Genomic DNA, 23,193 nt, shown 5'->3' on the forward strand with positions numbered 1-23,193 from the left:
ATGCGCCAGCGCGGATTCGTTACCCAGCTCGCGCATATCTACCGGCTCGGGATCAAGGAGCTGTGGAGCCTGCTGCGCGACCCCACCCTGCTGGTGCTGATCGTCTACGTGTTCACGGTGTCGGTCTACACCGGCGCCACCGCCACGCCCGAGACGCTGCACATGGCACCGATCGCGGTGGTCAACGAGGATTCATCGCCGCTGGCCGAGCGCATCGTGTCGGCCTTCTATCCGCCGCAGTTCGCCGCCCCGAAGATGATCTCGCCCGACCAGATGGACCGGGGCATGGACGCCGGCGACTTTACCTTTGCACTCAACATCCCGCCCGGCTTCCAGCGCGACGTGCTGGCCGGACGCGCGCCGCAGGTGCAGCTGAACGTCGACGCCACACGCATGACCCAGGCGTTCAGCGGCAGCGGCTATATCCAGCGCATGTTCACAGATGAAGTGACCGAGTTCGTGCAGCGCTACCGGGACACACCGTCGCTGCCGGTCGACCTGGCGCTGCGCGCGCGCTTCAACCCCAACCTGACGCAATCGTGGTTCGGCGGGCTCACGCAGATCATCAACAACGTGACCATGCTGTCCATCATCCTGACCGGCGCCGCGCTGATCCGCGAGCGTGAGCACGGCACGATCGAGCATTTGCTGGTAATGCCGGTCACGCCGACCGAAATCATGCTGGCCAAGGTGTGGTCGATGGGGCTGGTGGTGATGCTCGCCGCCATGCTGTCGCTGGTACTGGTGGTACGTGGCGCGCTGCACGTGCCGATCGAGGGCTCGGTCGCGCTGTTCATGTGCGGCGTGTTGCTGCACCTGTTCGCCACGACGTCGATGGGCATTTTCCTGGCCACGCTGGCGCGCAATATGCCGCAGTTCGGCATGCTGATGGTGCTGATCCTGCTGCCGCTGCAGATGCTTTCCGGCGGCACCACGCCGCGCGAAAGCATGCCGCAGCTGGTACAGGACATCATGCTGGCCGCGCCCACCACACATTTCGTCGCGCTGGGCCAGGCCATCCTGTTCCGCGGCGCAGGGCTCGACGTGGTGTGGAAGCCGTTCCTGGCGCTGCTGGGCATCGGCGCGGTGCTGTTCGGCCTGTCGCTGAACCGCTTCCGCAAGACCATCAGCCAGATGGCTTAGCGCCGAAAGCAGCGATCAAGCCGCAGCAGTGGCGCCGCGGCGGTCCATGTCGAGCACCGACCAGGCATAAATCGCCAGGCCGCCCAGCGCCAGCAGCAGGCCGACCCAGCCGGTCGAGGTCCAGCCATAGCCGGCGGCGATGGTCACGCCGCCCAGCCACGCGCCGAGCGCATTGGCGAGGTTGAACGCCGAGTGGTTGAGCGCGGCCGCCAGTGCCTGCGCATCGCCGGCCACGTCCATCAGCCGGATCTGCAGCGCCGGCCCCAGTGCCACCACGGTGCCGACCAGCAGCACATTGGCCGCGGCCAGCCACGCATGCGGCGCGGTGAAGGTGAAGGCGCCCAGCACCAGCGCGGTCCATGCCAGCACGCCGCCGATGGTCGGCATCAGCGCCTTGTCGGCCAGTCGCGCGCCGGCGAGATTGCCCGCCACCATGCCGACGCCGAACAGCGCCAGCACCACGGGGATGCCCGCGGCCGGCATATCCGCCAGTTCGAGCATGGTCGGCTTGATGTAGCTGAACACGGAGAACATGCCGCCAAACCCGATCGCGCCGATGCCCAGCGTCAGCCACACCTGCTTGCGCCTGAGCGCCGACAGCTCGCGCAGCGGACTGGCATGCCGGTCAGCCGGCACGAACGGCACGCAGCGCCACACCAGCAGCGCCGTCAGCGCGCCGAGCGCGCCCACGATCACGAAGGCCGATCGCCAGCCGAGCCAGGTGCCGACCGTGGCGGCTATCGGCACGCCGACCAGGGTCGCGATGGTCAGGCCCAGCATCACCAGCCCTACCGCCTGCGCGCGCCGCTCGCGCGGTACCAGACCGGCAGCGACCAGCGCCGCCACGCCAAAGTAGGTGCCGTGCGGAAAGCCGGTCAGCAGGCGCGCCACCAGCATCGACAGGTAGGCAGGCGCCATCGCGCTGGCGAGATTGCCAGCCGCGAACACCGCCATCAGCGCCACCAGCAGGTTGCGCCGCGGCCAGCGCGCGCCAAGCACCGCCAGCAGCGGCGCGCCGATGACCACGCCCAGCGCATAGGCGCTGATCAGGTGGCCGGCTTCGGGGATGGAGATGGCGAGATCGCGCGCGGCATCGGGCAGCAGGCCCATGATGACGAACTCGCCGGTGCCGATGGCAAAGCTGCCGACACCAAGCGCCAGCAGCGCAAGACGGCCGGAGCGTGCCGGCGGTTCAGCGGACGTGGGGAGGGGAGCGTCAGGCGCGCGGACAGCGTCCGCGGCGGCGTGTGCATGTGGGGCGGCCATGTACAGGATTGCAGAGGGTTCTACGAAATGCCGCCCGCTGCCGGGCGGGTCGATGACCCCGCCTCTGGTGATCCAGCGTGCTCCTGTGCGGCGCGCAAGGCCGTATTGTGCGGCAAAACGCCGAAACGTGCCGGACGCACCGGCACCTTCCCCTCCGAGCTCAGGCCCGCAGCGGTGCGGCCTCCCTTCGCCCTAGCATTCCTGCCGTTCGCGCCACGCCTCATAGAGGTCGGGGCCTTCGTCGCGCGCAGGCAGGTAGACCAGCTTCATCTCGCGCTGTTCGCTCGGCCGCGCAAGCTCGACATAGCCGCGTTCCGCGGACAGGTCATAGGGCGCGCCGTCGTCGTTGGAATACGCGTAGTAGACCGCCCCGACGCCGGCAAGGTACATCGCAGTCAGGCACATCGGGCAGGGGTAGCCGCTGGCGTAGACCGTGCAGCCGCTCAGGTCGGGCTTGCCCAGTGCCCGGCTCGCGGCGCGCACTGCCTGCATTTCAGCGTGCGCGCTGGGGTCGCAGGTAGCTTCCACCTCATTGACCGCGCGCGCCAGCACCTTGCCATCTTTGACCACCACGGCGCCGAAAGGCCAGGTGTTGCGCTCCCGTACGTTATCCATGGCAAGGCGGATGGAATCGATCAGATAGGTTTCCGTGGTCGACACGCGTTATCTCCTATGAGGGCCCGGTCCCGGGCGGACCGATGCGGTGGCTGGCCGACAAACTATAGGCCAGCGTGCGTGCGCCGCGTGCGGCAAGTTGTTATACGGCGTATTTGAAGCCAGCCCTGCCATCGGCCCTGGCAGTGCCTGCGATATCGGCATCGAATCGCCTTCGACACTACGGTGCCCGTTTCAGGGACACCGTTCCGGGCACCGCATATTCCGGCAACCCGGGGAAAGAAATAACCGCTTCCCCCAGGCCCTGGACGACTCCGAGGCAGAAGTGCGCACGCCATCCAGATGGTCGTAGGCACGCTTACCCTGCTGACCGATCCGGGGTCTTTGCGTTTTGACGAAGATCTGATCGAACCCAGGCTGACGGCGCTGACGCAGCGGTTCTTGCTCTTGCCCTGATTTTCGGGGTGCGCATGGGCCGGGGGAACTGGGAATGGTTCGGCAGATGTGCCGTGGACAGTGGCGCGTCCTAGAGGACTCGAACCTCTGACCGCTCGCTTAGAAGGCGAGTGCTCTATCCAACTGAGCTAAGGACGCGAAGGCGTGCATTCTACCGCAGCGCCGGCCCGCAGTGCGGATCCGCGGCGTTCAGGATGCCAGGCGCTCGCTCCCGCGGGTGACGTAGCGGCCCGCCGCCGGCGTATGGTTGTCGGCAACCGGGTGCATCGACACGCCGTTGCGGCCTTTGAGCTTGGCGTCATACAAGGCGCGGTCGGCGCGGCGCATCAGCGCGTCGGCGCCCTCCCCGGGGTTGCGCGTGGCCAGGCCGATGCTGACGGTGTAGGCGATCGCATCGGGCTCGGAAGGACAGGGGTTCGCGCGCACGGCGGTCGCCAGCCGCATGCAGGCCAGCCGGCCATTCTCCATTCCGGTATCCGGCATGACGATGGCAAACTCTTCGCCGCCCAGTCGCCCGATCACGTCCTGCGGGCCGCTGGTACGCCGCAGCAGCCCGGCGAAGTGCCGCAGCACGCTGTCGCCGGCCAGGTGCCCGTAGACATCGTTGATCGCCTTGAAGTGGTCCAGATCCACAAAGGCCACGGTCAACGGCTTGCGCTGGCGCTCGGCCTGCAGGCAGGCTTGTTCGAGCGATTCCCAGAAGGCCCCGCGCAGCAGCACGTCGGTCAGGTCGTCATGGCACGCGCGCCGCTCCAGCATGCGCCGCAGCCGGTCGTGCGCCATCAGCGCAATGCTGACCGAGAGACCAACCAGCGCGAAGACGTTGAGCATGGCCAGCTCGCCGTCCCACGGCAATGGCCGCGGCCAGGCGCCGTCCTGCACCAGCGCGGCAACGGGCAATGCCATGGTCCATGCATTGGTCGCGGCCACGGCAATGGCGATCAGCACCAGCGATGCGGCCGCCAGGCGCCCGATGCCGCGCGCGGTGCGCAACGATGGGCCGATGCTGCGGGTCACGTCGAGCAGCAGGCCGATATGGCATGCCGTCAACAGCGGCGCCATCTGCAGCCATGGCAGCGGCGCATCGGGAATGCCGGGCGCCCCTATCTGCCATGCCACGCCGACCGCGGCAGCCAGGCAGGTTCCCAGCAGCAACCCGGTCCTGCCGGAGCGACCGGCAAAATGACGCGCCCCGATCGCCATCAAGGCGAGCGCAGCCAGCACCGCGGCGATCGCCGCGGCGACATCGCCCAGCGCCCATGACGTCAGGCCACTGCGACCCATGCCCGCGGACCGACGCAATACGACGCAAACCACCGCCATCTGCAAGGCAAACAGCCCCGCGATGAGCACCACAATATGCGACTGAAACATCTTCATCCCGTCCAAGGCGACAAGCGGCGCCCCGCCAGGCCCGCCTTTCCCTTTCTTATGCCGGTCCTGTTCCGGACCGTTGCCATCGATTGCCGCATAGCCTGAAGCAGGCCGCCGAGGCGATGCCAGCGGCAATGCCAACGCGCCGAGGCGCTCGCCAGGACAGGGAGCGCCGTTCTTGTTATGGTGATCAGGTCAGTCCGTAAGAAATCTGCAAGCCAGCATTCCCAACATCACGCCGGCCGGACCAGAGCGGTGTGCGGATTATCGCAGCGCGCAAACCCAAGTCAAGCCAAAGTGCCCCCGCCAAGAGGAGCGCGCCCGCGGACCAGCCCGCGTCCGACCATGTGCCGGGTACGCCAGATTGACCGACCCTGCCAGTGCGCGCTACAATCGCGGGCTTCGGGGCGTAGCGCAGCCTGGTAGCGCATCTGATTTGGGATCAGAGGGTCGCATGTTCGAATCATGTCGCCCCGACCAGTTTTTGATTTGGCTTCAAGGAACACGGCCTGGACAGCGATGTCCAGGCCGTTTTTCTTTTCTGCCCGCCCCTGCGCAACAGCGTCGGCCCCGCTCACCACCGCGGCATCATGTCCGGCCAGATCAGCGCGGCCGCGGTCAGCAGCAGTAACACGGCCACCAGCACGAGCCCGCGGCTGGCACCGTCGTGTTGTTTGTCGACCTGCGGCAGCCAGCCAGCCCTCCCGTCCCCTTGTGGCGGCACGGGAGTTGGCGGCGCCACATTGGCCGGGGAAGCCGCCGCACCTTGCACGACAATCCGCGGCAAATAGTCCGGCTGCGCCAGCAGGAAGCCCATCGGCGTGGCCTGGCCCACCGCTCCCATCTGCTGGAACAGGAGCTTGGACAGCGCCAGGCAGTCGTCCAGCGCGATTTGCGGCCGCGGCCGGAAGATGCGCAGGTGATCACACAGCGTATCCAGCTTGTGGTTGGGCGCATGGAAGTACTGGGACCAGCGCACCTGGCGCACCGAGCAGCGCCAGCGCTTGCGCTGTATATCGGGCAGCACTTTCTCCAGCATGCGGACATTGAATTCGGCGCCGTGGGCGACCAGCACGTCGGCATCTTCGACGATGGCGCGGATCGCACCGACATCGAAGCGCTGCCCGCGCAGCATTTCGGCGGTCAGGCCGTGCATGCCGGTGGCGGCCTCGCTGATCGGCCTGGTGGGCTCCTGCGAACCGTAATAGTCAGTGATTTCGCGCACGAGACTGCCCGCCCTCGGCGCCACTTCGACAAGCAGCAGGCCGATGCTGACAGGCTCGTCCGCTGGCGTGAGCCCGGTTGTCTCGGTACTGACGATTGCGACCCGCATGGGCACTCCGGTGTGGCCGTCCGCAAGCCGGTTGGCGGCGGCCGCTATGGTCGTTTGCCTCTAGCGTAGTGCGGGGGTGCCAAACGTCATATCAACCAGATGGGCTAGCCGAGGGCGCCAGCTGGTTGGATACAGCCGGCGCGCCAGCACAAGGCTCACCATTTCAGCCCGGCTGCGGGCCGGCGGTGTCACTGCGGCGCCGCTCGAGATTGGCGTACACATCCGCCGCGACCAGTCCGAACAGTGCGTGGGCGAACAGACTTTCCCACCCGCGCGCCTCGTCGAACCAGTTGAAATAGCGGCTGAACACATAGAAATTGACCAGGTAGACCACGATGCCGAACACGATGCCAACCAGCGACGCCAGCCCCATGCTGGAATCGAGCCGGAATGACGACAGGATCATCGCCAGCACTGCCGAAAGTATGATGGACAGCGCGAAATGAACCGTGCCGGCCGAAAGCACCACGGTCCAGTTGAAGGCATCGGCGGAAAGCGCCTCGCGGCCGAGGATAATGGCCGCCACCATTTTCACCGTACCCCAGGCGCCCTGGTACATCAGGAAGCGCGCCGTCAACAGCTCAAGCACCATGTAGACCGCGCCGGCGATCAGCCCGGCCACCACGGCGGCCCGCCAGTCCGGCGTGCATCGGACGTAGCGGTGCGAGTCCAGATGGAGTTCCATGGCAGTCTCCTTGCGAGATTCCGGCCGCGCTGACTCCCCGCCGGCCGTACGAGTTAGTTCTAGCTCATATGGGGCAAATACCAAGGCATGCCGGATATGCCAGGTGCCCCATGCACCACTGCGATCCGCATGGATCGTGCGTTGCACAAGGCGCCACCGTCCCACTGCTGGCTCGTGTTCACGGGGCAATGCTGCAACTGCGTACGTGATACAATGCAAGAGCAAGTAGCCCCGGGGTGTCCGAGCATCCCTGTAACCGGGCGTTCTCACCAGCGCGCTCTCGCGAGCGCTCAGCAGCAGCCGGCGCGGCCATCCGCGGCGACATCAGAACTGGCGAACCACCGGGTACACCTGCCCGCCCTGCTCCGCGTAGCGAACGGCCGCCCAGGCCGTCACCGGCAGTGTCCACGCCAGGCAATCCGCGCCCGCCTGGCCGGGGCGCGACCGGCATGGATCGAGTATCTGGCGCCACGCGTGGCGCCGCGCGGGACCATCCGCGTGCGCCTGCCCCGAACGACTTCAATGGCGCGGTTCGCCGCATGGCGAATGTGCGCTGGTTCGCGCCGTGCCCTCGAGCCGGACGAACCGGACCGGAATTTTTGATAACGCAACCATGCAGCCTTCGCGGGCTGCCGAAAAGGAAAGCAGATTGGCTAAGGAAGAACTCATTGAATTTGGCGGCGTGGTGTCGGAAGCCCTGCCTGACAACCGCTATCGTGTCACGCTGGAAAACGGCGTGGAAATCTGGGCATACGCTTCGGGCAAGATGCAGAAGCACCGTATCCGCATCCTGGCCGGCGACCGCGTGACCCTGGAAATGTCGCCTTACGACCTGACCAAGGGCCGCATCAACTTCCGCCACAAGTCCTGAGTCTTCGCACGGCGGAGCCCGCCGCTCCCGCCGTCACAAGTCGATTCCGGGGCGCTGTCGACGCGCTGTCATGTAACTGACACCGCGCCCGGACACACTTGCGGGCTGCCCAACGGGCAGCCCGGTTTCGTTTACGGTCATCCACGGGCCATCAACGGCGCCGGCCCATCCACTTGAGCCCGCTTGCGCCGGCCGGGCAGCTTCACCATACTCGAAGCATCCCTATCGCCTCGCCCAACATGAACCTGATCCTCTGGCGCCACGCCGAAGCCGAAGACCTCCCCGACGCCCTCAGCCTGAGCCGCCACGCCGACCTGCAGCGCCCCCTGACGCGCCGCGGCCGCAAGCAGGCGGAGGCGTCCGCCAAATGGCTGCGTGCCCATCTGCCAGCGGATACGCGCGTGCTGTGCAGCCCGTCCGTACGCACCCGCGAGACCGCCGCGGCGCTGACGGGCGACGCGCAGATCGTCGAAGCGCTGGGCCCCGGCGCCGACGTCAGCGCGGTCCTTGCCGCGATCCAATGGCCCGAACGCACCGAGCACGTGGTGGTGGTCGGGCACCAGCCATGGATAGGACGCGTCGCCAGCCTGCTTCTGGCCGGCAACGAGATGGACTGGAGCGTGCGCAAGGCAGGCATCTGGTGGCTGACCGGACGGACCCGCGAAAGCGAATCGCAAACCGTGCTGCGCGCGGTCGTCAACCCCGAATTCCTCTGACGCGGTTCAGATATTTCCGACTTCGCCATTGCAGCCGGCCCGCACGAGCCGGCTGCAGCCTACGGCTTTGCCGGCATCGTCGTGCGCTGCAAAATCTGAAATAGCTGATGGCAGCCGCAATCCCCGCTCCCTAGAGTCGCTACGGCGCCGCCTCCTGGCCGCGCCGCCCTAGCCATGCCAGGCATGGGCATCGATCGCAGGTGTCACGGAGATTTCCCATGGATTGCCCGTCGGACCCCCATCGCCCCCGCCAACGCGCCAGCGCGCCCGCAGACCCCTCCCCCGAAGCCGCCTGGCCGCGCGACAGCGCCACCGGCACCGGCAGCCCGCCCGACGTCACGGAAGCGTCATCGCCAGGTCACGGCACTGTCACCGCGGCTCACTACATTGCATCGCAACAGTTTCGTCACCAAAAGGACATACTGATGCGAGACCTCCCCACGCCGACCCAGCCGCTCTTCGACTCTTTGCCCAATGGCCTTGGCGGCCAGACGGCGCGGAGCCGTCTTCATCGCCAATCGGATAAGGCAAGTGAGTCGCCTGCTCTCAGCGTGGCGTGGGCGCGCCACCAGGACGAAGTAGTCGAAGCGCAGCGCCTGCGCTACAAGGTGTTCGCCGAAGAGATGGGCGCACGCCTGACATCTTCGGTGCCAGAGCTGGACATCGACATGTTCGATGGCTACTGCGACCACCTGATCGTGCGCGACATGGCCACGCTGCGCGTGGTCGGCACTTACCGCGTGCTGCCGCCGCACCAGGCCAAGCGCCTGGGTTGCCTGTACGCGGAATCGGAATTCGACCTGGTGCGCCTTGCCCACCTGCGCCCCAAGATGCTGGAGCTGGGCCGCTCCTGCGTGCACCGCGACTATCGCTCGGGCAGCGTCATCATGGCGCTGTGGGGCGGACTGGGCGAGTACCTGCAACGCTGGGGCATCGAGTCGATGCTGGGCTGCGCCAGCGTGCCGATGAGCGACGGCGGCCACTATGCGGCCAGCCTGCACCGCTTGTTCAGCGAGCGCTACCTGGCACCGATCGAATACCATGCCTTCCCGCGCCTGCCGCTGCCGGTCGAGGACCTGAACCAGCAGCTCGAGGTCGAGCCGCCCGCGCTGATCAAGGGCTACCTGCGCCTGGGGGCGAAGATCTGCGGCCAGCCGGCCTGGGATCCGGATTTCAACGTGGCCGACTTCCTGACGCTGCTGCGCGTGAACGACATGAACCCGCGCTACGCCCGCCACTTCCTCGGCCTGAACCAGGCCGTATGACCCAGGCCATAGGATCCGGGCCGCCTGAACGGCGGCCCCCTTCCTCCAGGGCTCAGCCGTTCGTCAGTCGTAGACGACCTTGTAGCGCTTGCCGATCCGCTGCCATTCGTCGGCCTCTTGCGCGAGGCTGTATTCGATCAGCGGGTTGGCTTCGATCCACGTCTTGGGCAGGCGCACCTCGAAACCTTCGTCGAGCGCCTCGGCCAGCTGGCTGACGCGGATGTCGGGCAAGCCGACGTCCGAACGGCGCCGGCACAGCACAAAGGCCAGGCGCAGGCTGAACAGCATGCGCCAGTCGACGAACTTGCCGCTGCCCGACAGCTTGCCAAGCTTGCCCGCATGCCCCAGCAGCAGCGTGGCCAGGCGCGCCTGGTCGGTCTTGGAGAAGCCCGGCATGTCCGCATGCGTGGCGATATACGCCGAATGCTTGTGGTAGCCGCTGTGCGAGATCGACATGCCGATTTCATGCAAACTCGCGGCCCAGCCCAGCAGCGCCAGGTTATCTTCGCGCCGTTCGTTGGCGGGATCCGGGAACTGTGCCAGCAGCGCCTGCGAGGTGCCGCGCACGCGCCCTGACTGGGCACGGTCGACGCCGTAGCGGCGCATGAACTGGTCGACCGTGACGGTACGCATGTCCTCATGGTGGCTGCGCCCCAGCAGGTCGTAGAGCACGCCCAGGCGCAACGCGCCGTCGGTGACGTCCATGCGGTCGATGTCGAGTTCGGCGAACACGCCCAGCATGATCGACAACCCGCCCGGCAGCACCGGGATGCGGTCCGCCTTCAGCCCGGTCAGCTTCACGCGGTTGGTGTTCTCGGCCTTGATCAGCGCGCGCTTCAGGCGCTCCAGCCCTTCGCGCGTGATGCCGTGGTCGGCCGGGTTGTCGTTCATGCCGTTGAGCTCGATCAGCTCGGCCAGCGCGCGCGCCGTGCCCGACGAACCGACCGCCTGCTCCCAGCCGGCGGCGCGGTACTGGCGCACCAGCACCTGGATCTCGCGGCGCGCGGCCAGTTCGGCCTGCTTCATCGCATATTCGTCGACGTTGCCGCTGGGGAAGAAGGTCCGGCTATGCGATACGCAACCGATGTACAGGCTCTCCATCAGCTTGGACTGGTAGCCGCTGCCGATGATGAATTCCGTCGAGCCGCCGCCGATATCCACCACCAGCCGGTTGCCCTGGCAGGCGGGCGCATCGTGCGAGGCGCCCAGGTAGATCAGCCGCGCTTCTTCGCGCCCGGCGATGACTTCGATCGGGAAGCCGAGCGCATTCTCGGCCTCGATCAGGAACTCGGATGCATTCTTGGCGACGCGCAGCGTATTGGTGGCGACCGCGCGCACCTGGTCCGGCGCGAAGTCGCGCAGGCGGTCGCCGAAGCGCCGCAGCGCATCGATGCCACGCCGGCGCGCGGGCTGGTCCAGGTATTTGTCTGGCGTCAGGCCAGCCGCCAGCCGTACGGGCTCACGCAGGGCGTCGACCTGGAAGATCTGGCTCGCGGTGCCGTTGGCCGTGGTGGTCTCGTCCACCCGCCCGATCATCAGGCGGAAGCTGTTCGAGCCCATGTCGACGGCGGCGAGCAAGCGTGGAGTGTTGTTCATCGTGTGCTAGGAGGGCTGGTTCGCGTTCGTGTTGCGTGGCTCGGCGCGGAACCGGTGTCCCGCGGCCGGCGCTCGCGCCCCGGAAAATTATGTCCTCGTCATGTCCGCCTCATGACAAAATGAAACCGTCATAAAAGTGACACGATTTTATGAAAAAGTCGCCACATTACCAAAAGAAGGTCATGACCATGTCGACGACGCCGTCCAGCACGCTGCTCAATCGCGAGCTGGGCATCCTGGAATTCAATGCCCGCGTGCTGGCGCAAGCCGCGGATCCTAAAGTACCGCTGCTGGAGAGGCTGAAGTTTATCTGCATCGTATCCAGCAATCTGGACGAGTTCTTTGAAATCCGCATGGCGGGCCTGAAGGAACAGATGCGCGACAACGCTTCTGGGCTGACGCCGGACGGCCTGTCCTTCCAGCAGACTTACCAGCTTGTCACCGAGCGCACGCAGCGGCTTGTTGCTTCGCAGTATGACATGCTGCAGGACACCATTTTTCCACTTCTTGAAAAAGAAGGTGTCTTTTTCCACCTGACAACGACCTGGACCGACGCGCAGCGCGAATGGGCCCGCGAGTTCTTCCAGCGCGAGCTGGCGCCGGTGCTGACGCCGATCGCGCTGGACCCCGCCCACCCTTTCCCGCGCGTGCTCAACAAGAGCCTGAACTTCGTGGTCGAACTGTCCGGCAAGGATGCCTTCGGCCGCGAAGCGGACCTCGCCATCGTGCAGGCGCCGCGCGCGCTGCCGCGCGTGGTGAAGATGCCGGAAAAGCTGTCGGGCTACCCGTTCGGCTTCGTGATGCTGTCATCGTTCATGCAGGGCTTCGTGCACGAGCTGTTCCCGGCGATCGCGGTGCACGGATGCTACCAGTTTCGCGTCACGCGCAATTCCGACCTGTTCGTTTCCGAGGACGAGATCACCGACCTGCGCGAAGCGCTGCAGGGCGAACTGCCGACGCGTCATTTCGGCGACACGGTGCGGCTGGAGGTCTCCTCCGACACGCCGGCTCCGCTGGCGCGCCGGCTGCTGCTGGAATCGGGCCTGAGCGAGCAGGACCTGTACCGTGTCTCCGGCCCGGTGAACCTGGTGCGGCTGATGCAGATCCCCGACATGGTCGATCGTCCCGCCCTCAAGTACCCGCCCTATGTGCCGGCGCCGGTGAAGGCGTTTGCCGGGGGAGCCTCGATGTTCGACGTGATGCGCCAGCAGGACGTGCTGCTGCACCACCCATACGAGAGCTTCAGCTCGGTGCTCGACCTGCTGCAGCTGGCCGCCGCCGATCCCAACGTGGTCGCGATCAAGCAGACGGTGTACCGCACCGGCAACGAGTCGCTGGTGATGGAAGCACTGATGACCGCCGCGCGCAACGGCAAGGAAGTCACCGTGGTGGTGGAACTGCTCGCACGCTTCGACGAAGAGACCAATATCAACTGGGCCGAGCGGCTGGAATCGGCCGGTGCACACGTGATCTATGGCGTGGTCGGCCACAAGTGCCACGCCAAGATGCTGCTGATCGTGCGCCGCGAGCCAACCGGCCCCAAGGCCAAGCAGGTCAAGCTGCGCCGCTATGCCCACCTGGGCACGGGCAACTACCATCCGCGCACCGCGCGTCTCTACACCGACTTCGGATTGCTGACCGCCGATGAGGCGATCTGCGAGGACGTGCACCACGTGTTCCAGCTGCTGACCGGCACTGCCGGCACGATCCGGCTGAACCACCTGTGGCAGTCGCCGTTCACCATGCATACCAACCTGGTCGAGCATATCCGCGCCGAGGCCCGCCACGCGCGCGCCGGCAAGCCGGCCCGGATCATCGCCAAGATGAATGCGCTGCTGGAACCGTCGATCATCGACGAGCTGTACAAGGCCTCGCGCGCGGGGGTGAAGATCGACCTGATCGTGCGCGGCGTCTGCGCGCTGATGCCGGGCGTGCCGGGCATGTCCGAGAACATCTCGGTGCGGTCGATCGTCGGGCGGTTCCTGGAACACCATCGCGTCTATTATTTCCGCGCGGACGGCGCAGAGGTGCTGTACTTGTCCAGCGCCGACTGGATGGATCGCAACCTGTTCCGCCGCGTCGAGGTGGCGTTCCCCGTGCTGGACAAGGCGCTGAAGGCGCGCGTGATCAAGGAAAGCCTGCAGGTACACCTGCGCGACAATGCTTCCGCATGGATCATGCAGCCGGACGGCAACTACGTGCGCAAGCAGACACGCTCGAGGCATCCGCGTGTCAGCCAGAACGACATGCTGGCGATGTTCGGCGGCAATACGTAACTGCCTGTCCGAAAAGCAGCAAGCCCCGCCGCGGCGGGGCTTGCTGCTTTGGTGGACCGCCAAGGCGAACCGCTCAGGCGGCCCGGCGCGGCGAATCCGGTGCCTGCGGCGATGCCGGCACGGCGACGGCCGCGTCGCTCAGGCCGCGTACGCTGCGCTCCAGCGGGAAGATGATGCGGAACACACTGCCGCGCCCTACCTCGCTGGTCACGCGCAGGTCGGCATGGTGGCGCGACAGCACGTGCTTGACGATGGCCAGGCCCAGCCCGGTGCCGCCGGTATCGCGCGAACGGCTGCGGTCGACGCGGTAGAAGCGCTCGGTCAGCCGCGGGATATGCTCGGCGGCAATGCCAAGCCCGGTATCGGCCACCGAGAACACGGCATGGCCCTCTTCCCAGCCCAGCCGCAACGCGATGCGCCCGCCCTCCGGCGTGTATCGCACTGCGTTGGACACCAGGTTGCCCAGTGCCGACAGCAGCTCGGTCTCGGCACCGCGGAATCCCACCGTGGGGTCGATCTCGGCCACAATCTTGTGCCGGCCTTGCGACAGCGCCTCGGCATCATCAATCAGGTGCGCGACCATCGCCTGCACGGCCACCATGTCGTTGCCCGGCGGCTGCGCATCGCTCTCCAGCCTGGCCAGCGCCAGCAGGTCATCGACGATGCTTTGCATGCGCACCGACTGCACCAGCATCATGTCGACATAGCGGCGGCGATCGTCTTCCGACACCGGCAGGTCGCGCACGGTTTCCAGGAAGCCGGTCAGCACCGTGAGCGGCGTCTTCAGTTCATGCGAGACGTTGGCAACGAAGTCGCGGCGCATCGCTTCGGTGTTTTCCAGCTTGGTGATGTCCTGCGTGATCACCAGCTTGCGGTTGTCGCCGTAGGGCAGGATCTGCACCGCGATCACGCTGTGCTTGTGTTCGCCCATGTCGCGCATCACCAGCGGATCGTCGAAGCGCTGCCGCGTCAGGTAGTGGACAAACTCGGGCCGGCGGATCAGGTGCGTGATGCGCTGGCGCACGTCGCGGCGCGCGTTCAGGCCGAAGTGCTGCTCGGCCACGTCGTTGCACCATTCGATCTGGTCGGCATCGTCCAGCATCAGCACGCCATTGGGCGAGGCCTGGATGGCCTGGATAAAGCGGGTGTGCTGCTGCTCGACCTGCAGCACCTGCGAGCGCCAGCGCTTGACCAGCCGGTGCAGCCGGTAATACACCTCGCCCCACAGGCCCACGGCGCTCGGGATCTCGCCGTAGACGGGCGCGTCGAGCACTTTCCACAGGCGGTTGATCTGGTACAGGTAGAAGCAAAGCAGCCCGAACAGCGCCGCACATGCCAGTGCCAGCGCGGCGACCGTGCCAAAGGCCAGGTAGACGCCGGCGGATACCACCACCAGGCTGATCAGGATGGCCGCGGAACGGGCCCAGATGACATTCATGCGCAGGGTTCAGGCTAGCGGCCGGCAGTGGCCGCATGGGTTGCGACGGAGTGTGCCACGATTTCGCCGCGCCCTTCCAGCAGCGTGGGGAGTTGCGCGGGGCGAAATGGCGCCGCCCCGCGCCAGCCGGGCCCCTCAGGCGCCGGGAACGCGCGCGAGGCGGTAGCCGCTGCCGCGCACGGTTTCGATCATGTTGCTGTAGCCACCGGGGGTAAGCGCTGCGCGCAGGCGCTTGATGTGCACGTCGACGGTCCGCTCTTCGACAAAGACGTGGTCTCCCCAGACCTGGTCGAGCAGCTGTGAACGGCTGTGCACGCGCTCCGGATGGGTCATCAGGAAGTGCAGCAAACGGAACTCGGTCGGGCCCAGGTCCAACTTGATCGGGCCGCTGTCGTCCTCGCCGGTGACGCGATGCGTGGCCGGATCCAGCCGCAGGCCATTGATCGCCACCACGTCGTCGGTCAGCTGCGGTGCGCGCCGGCGCAGCACGGCCTTGATGCGGGCCAGCAACTCCTTGGGCGAAAACGGCTTGGTGACGTAGTCGTCGGCACCGGCTTCCAGGCCCATCACCTTGTCCTGCTCCTCGCCGCGGGCGGTCAGCATGATGATCGGGATCTGGCGGGTGCGGTCGTTGGCCCGCAACTCCTTGGCGAAGATCGCACCCGACTTGCCCGGCAGCATCCAGTCCAGCAGCACTAGGTCGGGCAGCACATCGCTCATCAGCGACAGTGCCTGCTCGGCGTTATAGGCCCGAATCGGATAGTGCCCCGCGTGCTGCAGGTTGACGGCGATCAGCTCGGCGATCGCCGGTTCGTCTTCGACAACGAGAATACTGCTCGGCATGTGTATCGTTCTCCGCAATCAGGCGGCTCAGCTCAGGGCTTCCCGCTCCATGTCCTCGCGCGAGACATGGCGGACGTCCGTTCCCTTGACAATGTAAATGATAAATTCCGCGATGTTCTTGGCGTGGTCGCCGATGCGCTCCACCGCCTTGGCAATAAAGAGGAAATCCAGCGCGACCGAGATCGTACGCGGGTCTTCCATCATGTACGTGATGAGCTTGCGCACGAAGCCGCGGAATTCCTCGTCGATCGCCTTGTCGTCCTTGACGATGCGCGCCGCCGCCACGGTATCCAGACGGGCGAAGGCGTCCAGCGCCTGGCGCAGCAGCGAGATCGCCATCTCGCCCGAAAGCTTCACCTCGGCGTAGTTGATGCTGTGCGCCGACGCGTCTTCCATGATGTGCTTGGTGCGCTTGGCGATCTTCTCTGCCTCGTCGCCGGCGCGTTCCAGGTTGGTGATGGTCTTGGAAATGGCCATCACCAGGCGCAGGTCGCGCGCGGTCGGCTGGCGCCGGGCGATGATGTTGCCGCAATCGGCATCGATCTCGACCTCCAGCGCGTTGAGCTGCTGCTCGCGTGCAATGACCTGGTCGGCCAGGTCGGCGTCGAAGTCGGCCAGCGCGCGCATGGCGACTTCGATCTGCGACTCGACCAGCCCGCCCATCTGCAGCAGCTTGGTGTTGATCGCGTTGAGGTCGGCGTCGAACTGGGTCGACAGGTGCTTGTCTGGCATGGGTTTCTCCTGTCCGCTGTTGGTATGCTACGCCCTGCGGTGACAATCGGCCGAATCAACCGAAGCGGCCGGTAATGTAGTCTTCCGTTTCCTTGCGGTGCGGCTTGATGAAGATCTTCTCGGTCTCGCCGAACTCGATCAGCTCGCCCAGGTACATGTAGGCGGTGTAGTCCGAGCAGCGCGCGGCCTGCTGCATGTTGTGGGTCACGATCACCACGGTGTACTCGTCCTTCAGCTCGGCGATCAGCTCTTCAATGCGGCCGGTGGAGATCGGGTCCAGCGCCGAGCACGGCTCGTCGAGCAGCAGCACTTCCGGGCGGATGGCGATGCCGCGTGCGATGCACAGGCGCTGCTGCTGGCCGCCGGACAGGCCGTAGCCCGACTGGTTCAGCTTGTCCTTGGCTTCGTTCCACAGCGCGGCCTTGGTCAGTGCCCATTCCACGCGGTCATCCATCTCCGAGCGCGACAGCTTCTCGAACAGGCGCACGCCGAAGGCGATGTTGTCGTAGATCGACATCGGGAACGGCGTAGGCTTCTGGAACACCATGCCGACCTTGGCGCGCAGCAGGGCGATGTCCTGCTTGGCAGTCAGCAGGTTGTCGCCGTCCATGTTGATCTCGCCCTCGGCACGCTGCTCGGGATAGAGCGCATACATCTTGTTGAACGTGCGCAGCAGCGTCGACTTGCCGCAGCCCGAGGGGCCGATGAAAGCCGTGACCTTGCGGTCGGGGATCGACATGTTGATGTTCTTCAGCGCATGGAACTGGCCGTAGTAGAAGTTCAGGTTGCGCACATCGATCTTGGCGCGTACCGAATCAGGAATGTCGATGACGGTGGAGGTCATTGCGTTCTCTCGCTTGCAGTCAGCTTGCAGTCTTCAGGGCGAAACGTGGGATGGTCGTGCCGCCGCTTATTTTTTCTGGAACAGGATGCGCGCCAGGATGTTCAGGGCCAGCACGCCGATCGTAATCAGGAACACGCCCGCCCAGGCCAGTTGCTGCCATTCGGTGAACGGGCTCATGGCGAAGCGGAAGATGGTCACCGGCAGGTTGGCCATCGGCTTGTTCAGGTCGGAAGTCCAGAACTGGTTGGACAGCGCGGTGAACAGCAGCGGCGCGGTTTCGCCGGCAATACGCGCCACCGCGAGCAATACGCCCGTCACAATGCCGGCATACGATGACTTCACCGTGATCGACAGCACCATCTTCCACTTGGGCGTGCCCAGGGCGAAGGCGGCCTCGCGCAGTGCGTTGGGCACCAGGTTCAGCATGTTCTCGGTAGTGCGCACCACGATCGGAACCTGCAGCAGCGCCAGCGCGCAGATGCCGGCCCAGCCCGAGAAGTGGCCCATGCGGGTCACCACCAGCGCATAGACAAAGAGGCCGATCACGATCGACGGGGCCGACAACAGGATGTCGTTGATGAAGCGGATCAAGCTGGCCAGCGGCGAGCGCTGGCCATACTCGGCCAGGTAGATACCGGCCAGGATGCCCAGCGGCGTGCCGAACAGCGTGGCCATGCCCACCATCACGAAGCTGCCGAAGATGGCGTTGGCCAGGCCGCCGCCGGCGGTGTTGGGTGCCGGCGTCATCTGCGTGAACAGGTCCAGCGACAGGCCGCCGACGCCCAGCGTGATGGTGGTCCACAGGATCCACGCCAGCCAGAACAGGCCAAAGCCCATCGCCACCAGCGAAGCAGTCAGCGCGTACAGGTTGACGCGGCGGCGGCGGCCCTGCAGGCGCGCGCGCACGGCATCGGCATCGGGACGGACGGCGGGGATCGATACGGAAGACACAGCCTGGCTCGCTTGGGTCATTTGGCTCATTTGGCGCCCTCATTCTTGGCGAGTCGCAGCAGCAACAGCTTGGACAGCGCCAGCACCACGAACGTAATGAAGAACAGGATCAGGCCCAGCTCCATCAGCGCGGCCGTATGCAGGCCGGCGCCGGCTTCGGCGAACTCGTTGGCGAGCGCCGAGGTGATGCTGTTGCCCGGCGAGAACAGCGATGCGCTGTCCAGCAGGTTCGTATTGCCAATCACGAAGGTGACGGCCATGGTCTCGCCCAGCGCGCGGCCGAGGCCCAGCATCACGCCGCCGATGACGCCGGCGCGGGTGTAGGGCAGCACCACGTTCCACATCACTTCCCAAGTGGTGCAGCCCACGCCGTAGGCGGACTCCTTGAGCAGGACGGGGGTGACTTCGAACACGTCGCGCATCACCGAGGCGATGTACGGAATGATCATGATCGCCAGGATCACGCCCGCGCACAGCAGGCCGATGCCCAGCGGCGCGCCCTGGAACAGCTTGCCGATCACAGGCAGCTGGCCCACCGTGGCGGCAAGGGGCTTCTGGAAATACTCGCCGAAGATCGGCGCGAACACGAGCAGGCCCCACATGCCGTACACGATCGACGGCACCGCGGCGAGCAGCTCGATGGCGGTGCCGAGCGGGCGGCGCAGCCAGGCGGGCGACAGCTCGGTCAGGAACAGGGCGATGCCGAAGCTCACCGGCACCGCGATGATCAGCGCGATCAGCGAGGTCACGATGGTGCCGTAGATGGGCACCAGCGCGCCGTAGACATCGGCGGGAGGATCCCACTCCGCGGACCACAGGAAGCGCGCGCCAAAGGCCTCGATCGACGGCCAGGCGCTGATCGCCAGCGAGACGATGATGCCGCCCAGCAGCAGCAGCGTCACGATGGCGGCGCCGCGTGTCAGGCCGCCGAACAAAACGTCGCCGAGCCGGCTGGGTGGCTGGACGCCGCGGGTATCGGAGGGGATAGTCGCCATGTCGGAGAATTCAGGGTGGATCGCCACTCCCGCCCGGGCGGGAGCGCGGTGTCCGGGCGGGAATCAGGCTGCCCGGACACCGGCCCCGCGCTTGCGCGGAGCCGGCGATGCCGTCAGATCAGTACAGCGCCTTGCCCGAGGCGTCCTTCACGCTGGTCTTCCAGGTCGAGCGGATCTGGTTGACCACGCTTTCCGGCAGCGGTACGTAGTCCAGGTCGGCGGCCATGTTGGCGCCGCTCTTGTAGGCCCAGTCGAAGAACTTCAGCACTTCCGCACCCTGCGCCGGCTTTTCCTGGTTCTTGTGCACCAGGATGAAGGTGGCGCCTGCGATCGGCCATGCATCCTTGCCCGGCTGGTTGGTCAGGATCTGGTAGTAGCTCTTGCTCCAGTCCGCGCCGGCGGCGGCGGCCTTGAAGGCATCGTCGCCCGGCTTGACCACGGCACCCGACGAGTTCTTCATGTTCAGGTGGGTCATCTTGTTCTGCTTGGCGTACGCGTACTCGACGTAGCCGATGGCGCCGTTCAGGCGCTGCACGAAGGCGGCCACGCCCTCGTTGCCCTTGCCCCCGGTGCCGCCGCCCGGCCAGTTGACCGTGGTGCCCTCGCCCACCGAGCCCTTCCAGTCAGCGCTGACCTTGGACAGGTAGTTGGTGAAAATGAAGGTGGTGCCCGAACCGTCAGCGCGGCGCACCGGCAGGATGTCCTGGCTCGGCAGCTTGGCTTGCGGGTTCAGCGCCTTGATGGCAGGGTCGTCCCACTTCTTGATCTTGCCCAGGTAGATATTGGCCAGTACCTCGCCGGTGATGGTCAGCTCGCCCGGCTTCACGCCTTGCAGGTTGATCACCGGCACCACGCCGCCAATCACAGTCGGAAACTGGACCAGGCCCTGCTTGCTCAGGTCCTCGTCCTTCAGCGGCGCGTCCGAGGCGCCGAAATCGACCGTCTTGGCGCCAATCTGCTTGATGCCGCCCGATGAGCCGATGGATTGATAGTTGACCTTGTTGCCCGTTGCTTTGTTATATGCGTCGGCCCACTTGGAATACACGGGCGCCGGAAAGGAAGCGCCTGCACCGGTAATTTCCGCCGCGAACGCAGTACCCGCTACGACAATCGAAACGATGCCTGCCACGGCAGTCTTGACCAGCTTCATATGTCCTCCAGAGAACATTGGTTGGGAATGACAAATTTTTGACAAGGCGAACTGTATGCTCCCTATATGACAATTCCGTGACATCTTTAAATCTTCTTGAAAGCCGCCGCCAGCTTGGGTTTCCAGCCGCCATCGAGCTGTCATGCGGGTGCAATGTGACGGCGGTTAATTGCAAAATTGCACAAAAAAACGCCGGGGACCAGCCCGGCGTTGGCGTCACAAGCGCGTCGGATCAGGTGCCCAGCGCGTCGGCCAGCGTCTTCGCGGCGCGCTCGGCCATTTCGGCCTGTTCAGCCTCCACCATCACCCGCACCACCGGCTCGGTGCCGGAGGCACGGATCAGCACCCGGCCACGACCCTCAAGTGCCGGCTCGACCGCGGCGCGCGCGGCTTGCAGGCCAGCATGCGACTGCCAGTCGAAGCCCTTCCGCACGCGCACGTTGATCAGGGTCTGCGGGAACAGCGAAACGCCCTCCAGCAACCGGGCCAGCGTCTTGCCGCTACGGCGCAGTGCCGCCAGCACTTGCAGCGCCGAGACGATGCCGTCGCCGGTGCTGTGGCGATCGAGGCACAGCAGGTGGCCGGAGCCCTCCCCACCCAACGTCCAGTTGCGCTTGTTCAGTTCTTCCAGCACATAGCGATCGCCAACCTTGGCGCGCACGAATTCCACGCCCTGGCGCTGCAGCGCCAGTTCCACCGCCATATTGGTCATCAGTGTGCCCACCGCGCCCGGCACCACCTGTCCGTTGGCCTGGCGGTCGCGCACGATCAGGTACAGCAGCTCGTCGCCGTTATAAAGACGGCCATCGGCGTCCACCACCTGCAGCCGGTCGGCGTCGCCGTCGAAGGCCAGGCCCAGGTCGGCGCCATTGGCCTTGACCGCCTCGATCAGCCTGGCGGGCGCGGTGGCGCCATAGCCTGCGTTGATATTGCGGCCGTCCGGCTGGTTGCCGATCGAAACCACGTCGGCGCCAAGTTCATGGAACACGTGCGGAGCGATGTGATAGGCGGCGCCATGGGCGCAATCGACCACCAGCTTCAGGCCGTGCAGGTCCTGCTCATGCGGGAAGGTGCTCTTGCAGAACTCGATGTAGCGGCCCGGGGCGTCGTTGATGCGGCGGGCGCGGCCCAGATCGTCGGAAGGCGCGCACAGCATCGGCTCGTCGATGGCGGCCTCGATCTCGGCCTCCACCGCGTCTGGCAGTTTGTCGCCGTCGGCGGAGAAGAACTTGATGCCGTTGTCGTAGTACGGGTTGTGGCTGGCCGAGATCACCACGCCGGCCGACAGGCGCAGTGCGCGCGTCAGGTAGGCAATGCCCGGCGTCGGCAGCGGCCCCGTCAGCAGCACGTGAACGCCGGCCGACGTGAAGCCGGCTTCCAGCGCAGCTTCGAGCATATAGCCCGAAATGCGGGTGTCCTTGCCGATCAGCACGGTCGGGCGGCCCTGCCCGGTCTTGGCGCCGTGCGCCAGCACCTTGCCGGCGGCATGGCCCAGTCGCATCACGAAGTCAGGGGTAATCGGCGCCTCGCCAACGCGCCCCCGGATGCCATCAGTCCCGAAATACTTGCGTGTCATTCGCAGTTCCCTTTCTGTTCTGTCTTGCGTTGCACTGCCTGCGCTCTGTGGCGCCTGCCCTGGATTGACGGGATGGTTCAGGCAGCCGTGACGGACTCATTGCGCACGGCCCACCAGGTCTTGACCGCGTCCACGGTCTGCTCCACATCATGCACCCGTACGATAAACGCACCGCGCTCTACCGCACACACCGCGGCAGCAATGCTGGCGGCAATTCGTTGCTGTGGCGGGCGGCCGCCCAGGATCGCGCCCAGTGTGGACTTGCGCGAGATCCCCGCCAGCACCGGCAGCCCTTCCAGCGCCATCCGCGGCAACTGGCCGAGCAGGCGCAGATTATGATCCGGCGTCTTGCCAAAGCCAAACCCCGGATCAAGCGATAGGCGCGCGTCGTCGATGCCGGCGGCGCGCAGCACGGCAATGCGTTCGGCCAGGAAGTCCGCCACTTCGCCGACCACATCGTCGTAGTGCGGGTCCTCTTGCATGGTCTGCGGATCGCGCTGCATATGCATCACACACAGCCCGGCCTGTCCCGCTTCCGGCGCCGCCATTGCCTCCACCGCGCCCGGCATGCGGAAGCCCCAGATATCGTTGATAAGATCCGCGCCGGCCGCAAGCGCGGCGCGCATGACCTCGGGCTTGTAGGTGTCGATCGACAGCGGCTTGCCGCAGCCGCGCAGCGCCTCGACCACCGGGATCACGCGCGCCAGCTCATCCTCGAGCGGCAGCGCGGCCGAGCCCGGCCGGCTGGATTCGCCGCCGATATCGATGATATCCACGCCCTCCGCGATCATCTGCTCGGCATGGCGCACGGCGGCATCGCGGCTGGCGTGCCGGCCGCCGTCCGAGAAGGAGTCGGGTGTCACGTTGAGGATGCCCATCACGAGCGGGCGCTGGTCGAGCGCAAAGCGGAAACGTCCGCACTGGAAATACCGGGTCTGTGGAGTCTGCTGCAAGGTCGGAATACTCAATAAAGCGATGCGCGAGCCCGGCCGCGCAAAAGGAAAAGCCGGTGCACCAGGCACCGGCTTCAGGGTCATGCATTACACAGCCAGCATGCAGGCGTCGTCG

Annotated in this window: 20 protein-coding genes and 2 tRNA genes; 6 read left to right on the forward strand and 16 right to left on the reverse strand. The window is 66.0% G+C overall.

Translation table 11 applies throughout. The features are described from left to right. Positions 1–1,143 (forward strand): ABC transporter permease, encoded by a 1,143-nt coding sequence (locus J8I34_RS16755; protein ID WP_029046398.1) that lies wholly within the window; start codon positions 1–3, stop codon positions 1,141–1,143. A gap of 15 nt (positions 1,144–1,158) precedes the next feature. Here the strand turns inward: J8I34_RS16755 and J8I34_RS16760 are convergent, their stop codons facing one another. The 4 genes from J8I34_RS16760 to J8I34_RS16775 all read right to left on the reverse strand — a co-directional run bounded on the left by J8I34_RS16760 (position 1,159) and on the right by J8I34_RS16775 (position 4,854). Beyond that, complete coding sequence (locus J8I34_RS16760) at positions 1,159–2,409, reverse strand: MFS transporter (RefSeq protein WP_209806484.1); 1,251 nt, start codon at positions 2,407–2,409, stop codon at positions 1,159–1,161. A 192-nt stretch (positions 2,410–2,601) separates the two neighbouring features. Continuing rightward, positions 2,602–3,069, reverse strand: coding sequence for a nucleoside deaminase (locus J8I34_RS16765; RefSeq protein WP_209806485.1), 468 nt, complete (start codon positions 3,067–3,069; stop codon positions 2,602–2,604). 472 nt (positions 3,070–3,541) lie between these two features. Beyond that, positions 3,542–3,618: transfer RNA gene (locus J8I34_RS16770), tRNA-Arg, on the reverse strand. Positions 3,619–3,669: 51 nt separating this feature from the next. After that, on the reverse strand, positions 3,670–4,854 hold the full coding sequence (locus J8I34_RS16775; RefSeq protein ID WP_209806504.1) for a GGDEF domain-containing protein: 1,185 nt from the start codon (positions 4,852–4,854) through the stop codon (positions 3,670–3,672). A 403-nt stretch (positions 4,855–5,257) separates the two neighbouring features. Between J8I34_RS16775 and J8I34_RS16780 the strand changes: the two genes are divergently transcribed. Next, a tRNA-Pro gene (locus tag J8I34_RS16780) sits at positions 5,258–5,334 on the forward strand. 94 nt (positions 5,335–5,428) lie between these two features. Here the strand turns inward: J8I34_RS16780 and J8I34_RS16785 are convergent. Together J8I34_RS16785 and J8I34_RS16790 are read right to left on the reverse strand one after the other, a co-directional pair. Beyond that, complete coding sequence (locus tag J8I34_RS16785; protein WP_029046395.1) at positions 5,429–6,187, reverse strand: exonuclease domain-containing protein; 759 nt, start codon at positions 6,185–6,187, stop codon at positions 5,429–5,431. 163 nt (positions 6,188–6,350) lie between these two features. Next, entirely contained in the window at positions 6,351–6,872 is a 522-nt protein-coding gene (locus J8I34_RS16790; protein WP_209806486.1) for a hypothetical protein, read from the reverse strand. A gap of 649 nt (positions 6,873–7,521) precedes the next feature. On the opposite strand from J8I34_RS16790, the gene infA reads away from it, so the two are divergent. The 3 genes from infA to J8I34_RS16805 all read left to right on the forward strand — a co-directional run bounded on the left by infA (position 7,522) and on the right by J8I34_RS16805 (position 9,724). Then, on the forward strand, positions 7,522–7,743 hold the full coding sequence (gene infA, locus J8I34_RS16795) for a translation initiation factor IF-1 (RefSeq protein WP_008641674.1): 222 nt from the start codon (positions 7,522–7,524) through the stop codon (positions 7,741–7,743). Positions 7,744–7,982: 239 nt separating this feature from the next. Further along, complete coding sequence (locus J8I34_RS16800) at positions 7,983–8,459, forward strand: SixA phosphatase family protein (RefSeq protein ID WP_029046393.1); 477 nt, start codon at positions 7,983–7,985, stop codon at positions 8,457–8,459. Between the two features lie 425 nt (positions 8,460–8,884). Beyond that, a complete protein-coding gene (locus J8I34_RS16805) occupies positions 8,885–9,724 on the forward strand; it encodes a GNAT family N-acetyltransferase (protein WP_029046392.1) in 840 nt (279 codons plus the stop codon). A 63-nt stretch (positions 9,725–9,787) separates the two neighbouring features. Here the strand turns inward: J8I34_RS16805 and ppx are convergent, their stop codons facing one another. Then, positions 9,788–11,320, reverse strand: coding sequence for an exopolyphosphatase (gene ppx / locus J8I34_RS16810; RefSeq protein ID WP_029046391.1), 1,533 nt, complete (start codon positions 11,318–11,320; stop codon positions 9,788–9,790). Positions 11,321–11,469: 149 nt separating this feature from the next. Here ppx and ppk1 point away from each other — a divergent pair, with 149 nt between their 5' ends. After that, complete coding sequence (gene ppk1 / locus J8I34_RS16815) at positions 11,470–13,596, forward strand: polyphosphate kinase 1 (protein WP_209775803.1); 2,127 nt, start codon at positions 11,470–11,472, stop codon at positions 13,594–13,596. Between the two features lie 73 nt (positions 13,597–13,669). On the opposite strand, the gene phoR is transcribed toward ppk1, so the two are convergent. The 9 genes from phoR to folP form a co-directional block, all read right to left on the reverse strand. Continuing rightward, positions 13,670–15,034, reverse strand: a complete 1,365-nt coding sequence (phoR, locus tag J8I34_RS16820) for a phosphate regulon sensor histidine kinase PhoR (RefSeq protein ID WP_209806487.1) — start codon at positions 15,032–15,034, stop codon at positions 13,670–13,672. Between the two features lie 135 nt (positions 15,035–15,169). Next, positions 15,170–15,877, reverse strand: coding sequence for a phosphate regulon transcriptional regulator PhoB (gene phoB, locus J8I34_RS16825; protein WP_029046388.1), 708 nt, complete (start codon positions 15,875–15,877; stop codon positions 15,170–15,172). 27 nt (positions 15,878–15,904) lie between these two features. Then, positions 15,905–16,609, reverse strand: coding sequence for a phosphate signaling complex protein PhoU (gene phoU / locus J8I34_RS16830; RefSeq protein WP_029046387.1), 705 nt, complete (start codon positions 16,607–16,609; stop codon positions 15,905–15,907). A gap of 55 nt (positions 16,610–16,664) precedes the next feature. Beyond that, positions 16,665–17,453, reverse strand: coding sequence for a phosphate ABC transporter ATP-binding protein PstB (gene pstB / locus J8I34_RS16835; protein ID WP_029046386.1), 789 nt, complete (start codon positions 17,451–17,453; stop codon positions 16,665–16,667). 66 nt (positions 17,454–17,519) lie between these two features. Further along, positions 17,520–18,425, reverse strand: a complete 906-nt coding sequence (gene pstA, locus J8I34_RS16840) for a phosphate ABC transporter permease PstA (RefSeq protein ID WP_209775822.1) — start codon at positions 18,423–18,425, stop codon at positions 17,520–17,522. 5 nt (positions 18,426–18,430) lie between these two features. Further along, positions 18,431–19,399, reverse strand: a complete 969-nt coding sequence (gene pstC, locus J8I34_RS16845) for a phosphate ABC transporter permease PstC (RefSeq protein WP_029046384.1) — start codon at positions 19,397–19,399, stop codon at positions 18,431–18,433. Between the two features lie 118 nt (positions 19,400–19,517). Further along, a complete protein-coding gene (gene pstS / locus J8I34_RS16850) occupies positions 19,518–20,549 on the reverse strand; it encodes a phosphate ABC transporter substrate-binding protein PstS (RefSeq protein ID WP_029046383.1) in 1,032 nt (343 codons plus the stop codon). Between the two features lie 232 nt (positions 20,550–20,781). Continuing rightward, positions 20,782–22,125, reverse strand: coding sequence for a phosphoglucosamine mutase (gene glmM / locus J8I34_RS16855; RefSeq protein WP_029046382.1), 1,344 nt, complete (start codon positions 22,123–22,125; stop codon positions 20,782–20,784). A 77-nt stretch (positions 22,126–22,202) separates the two neighbouring features. Continuing rightward, positions 22,203–23,078: a dihydropteroate synthase gene (gene folP / locus J8I34_RS16860; protein ID WP_209806488.1), complete on the reverse strand. Its 876-nt coding sequence runs from the start codon at positions 23,076–23,078 to the stop codon at positions 22,203–22,205. Between the last annotated feature and the right edge of the window lie 115 nt (positions 23,079–23,193).

This window comes from Cupriavidus phytohabitans (genome assembly GCF_017815025.1).
GTDB lineage: Bacteria > Pseudomonadota > Gammaproteobacteria > Burkholderiales > Burkholderiaceae > Cupriavidus.

Coding starts and splice junctions, on each gene's coding strand:
- J8I34_RS16755 (WP_029046398.1), top strand. CDS start 1: ATGCGCCAGCGCGGATTCGTTACCCAGCTCGCGCATATCTACCGGCTC.
- J8I34_RS16760 (WP_209806484.1), bottom strand. CDS start 2,409: ATGGCCGCCCCACATGCACACGCCGCCGCGGACGCTGTCCGCGCGCCT.
- J8I34_RS16775 (WP_209806504.1), bottom strand. CDS start 4,854: ATGTTTCAGTCGCATATTGTGGTGCTCATCGCGGGGCTGTTTGCCTTG.
- J8I34_RS16785 (WP_029046395.1), bottom strand. CDS start 6,187: ATGCGGGTCGCAATCGTCAGTACCGAGACAACCGGGCTCACGCCAGCG.
- J8I34_RS16790 (WP_209806486.1), bottom strand. CDS start 6,872: ATGGAACTCCATCTGGACTCGCACCGCTACGTCCGATGCACGCCGGAC.
- J8I34_RS16800 (WP_029046393.1), top strand. CDS start 7,983: ATGAACCTGATCCTCTGGCGCCACGCCGAAGCCGAAGACCTCCCCGAC.
- J8I34_RS16805 (WP_029046392.1), top strand. CDS start 8,885: ATGCGAGACCTCCCCACGCCGACCCAGCCGCTCTTCGACTCTTTGCCC.
- ppx (WP_029046391.1), bottom strand. CDS start 11,320: ATGAACAACACTCCACGCTTGCTCGCCGCCGTCGACATGGGCTCGAAC.
- ppk1 (WP_209775803.1), top strand. CDS start 11,470: ATGAAAAAGTCGCCACATTACCAAAAGAAGGTCATGACCATGTCGACG.
- phoR (WP_209806487.1), bottom strand. CDS start 15,034: ATGAATGTCATCTGGGCCCGTTCCGCGGCCATCCTGATCAGCCTGGTG.
- phoB (WP_029046388.1), bottom strand. CDS start 15,877: ATGCCGAGCAGTATTCTCGTTGTCGAAGACGAACCGGCGATCGCCGAG.
- phoU (WP_029046387.1), bottom strand. CDS start 16,609: ATGCCAGACAAGCACCTGTCGACCCAGTTCGACGCCGACCTCAACGCG.
- pstB (WP_029046386.1), bottom strand. CDS start 17,453: ATGACCTCCACCGTCATCGACATTCCTGATTCGGTACGCGCCAAGATC.
- pstA (WP_209775822.1), bottom strand. CDS start 18,425: ATGACCCAAGCGAGCCAGGCTGTGTCTTCCGTATCGATCCCCGCCGTC.
- pstC (WP_029046384.1), bottom strand. CDS start 19,399: ATGGCGACTATCCCCTCCGATACCCGCGGCGTCCAGCCACCCAGCCGG.
- pstS (WP_029046383.1), bottom strand. CDS start 20,549: ATGAAGCTGGTCAAGACTGCCGTGGCAGGCATCGTTTCGATTGTCGTA.
- glmM (WP_029046382.1), bottom strand. CDS start 22,125: ATGACACGCAAGTATTTCGGGACTGATGGCATCCGGGGGCGCGTTGGC.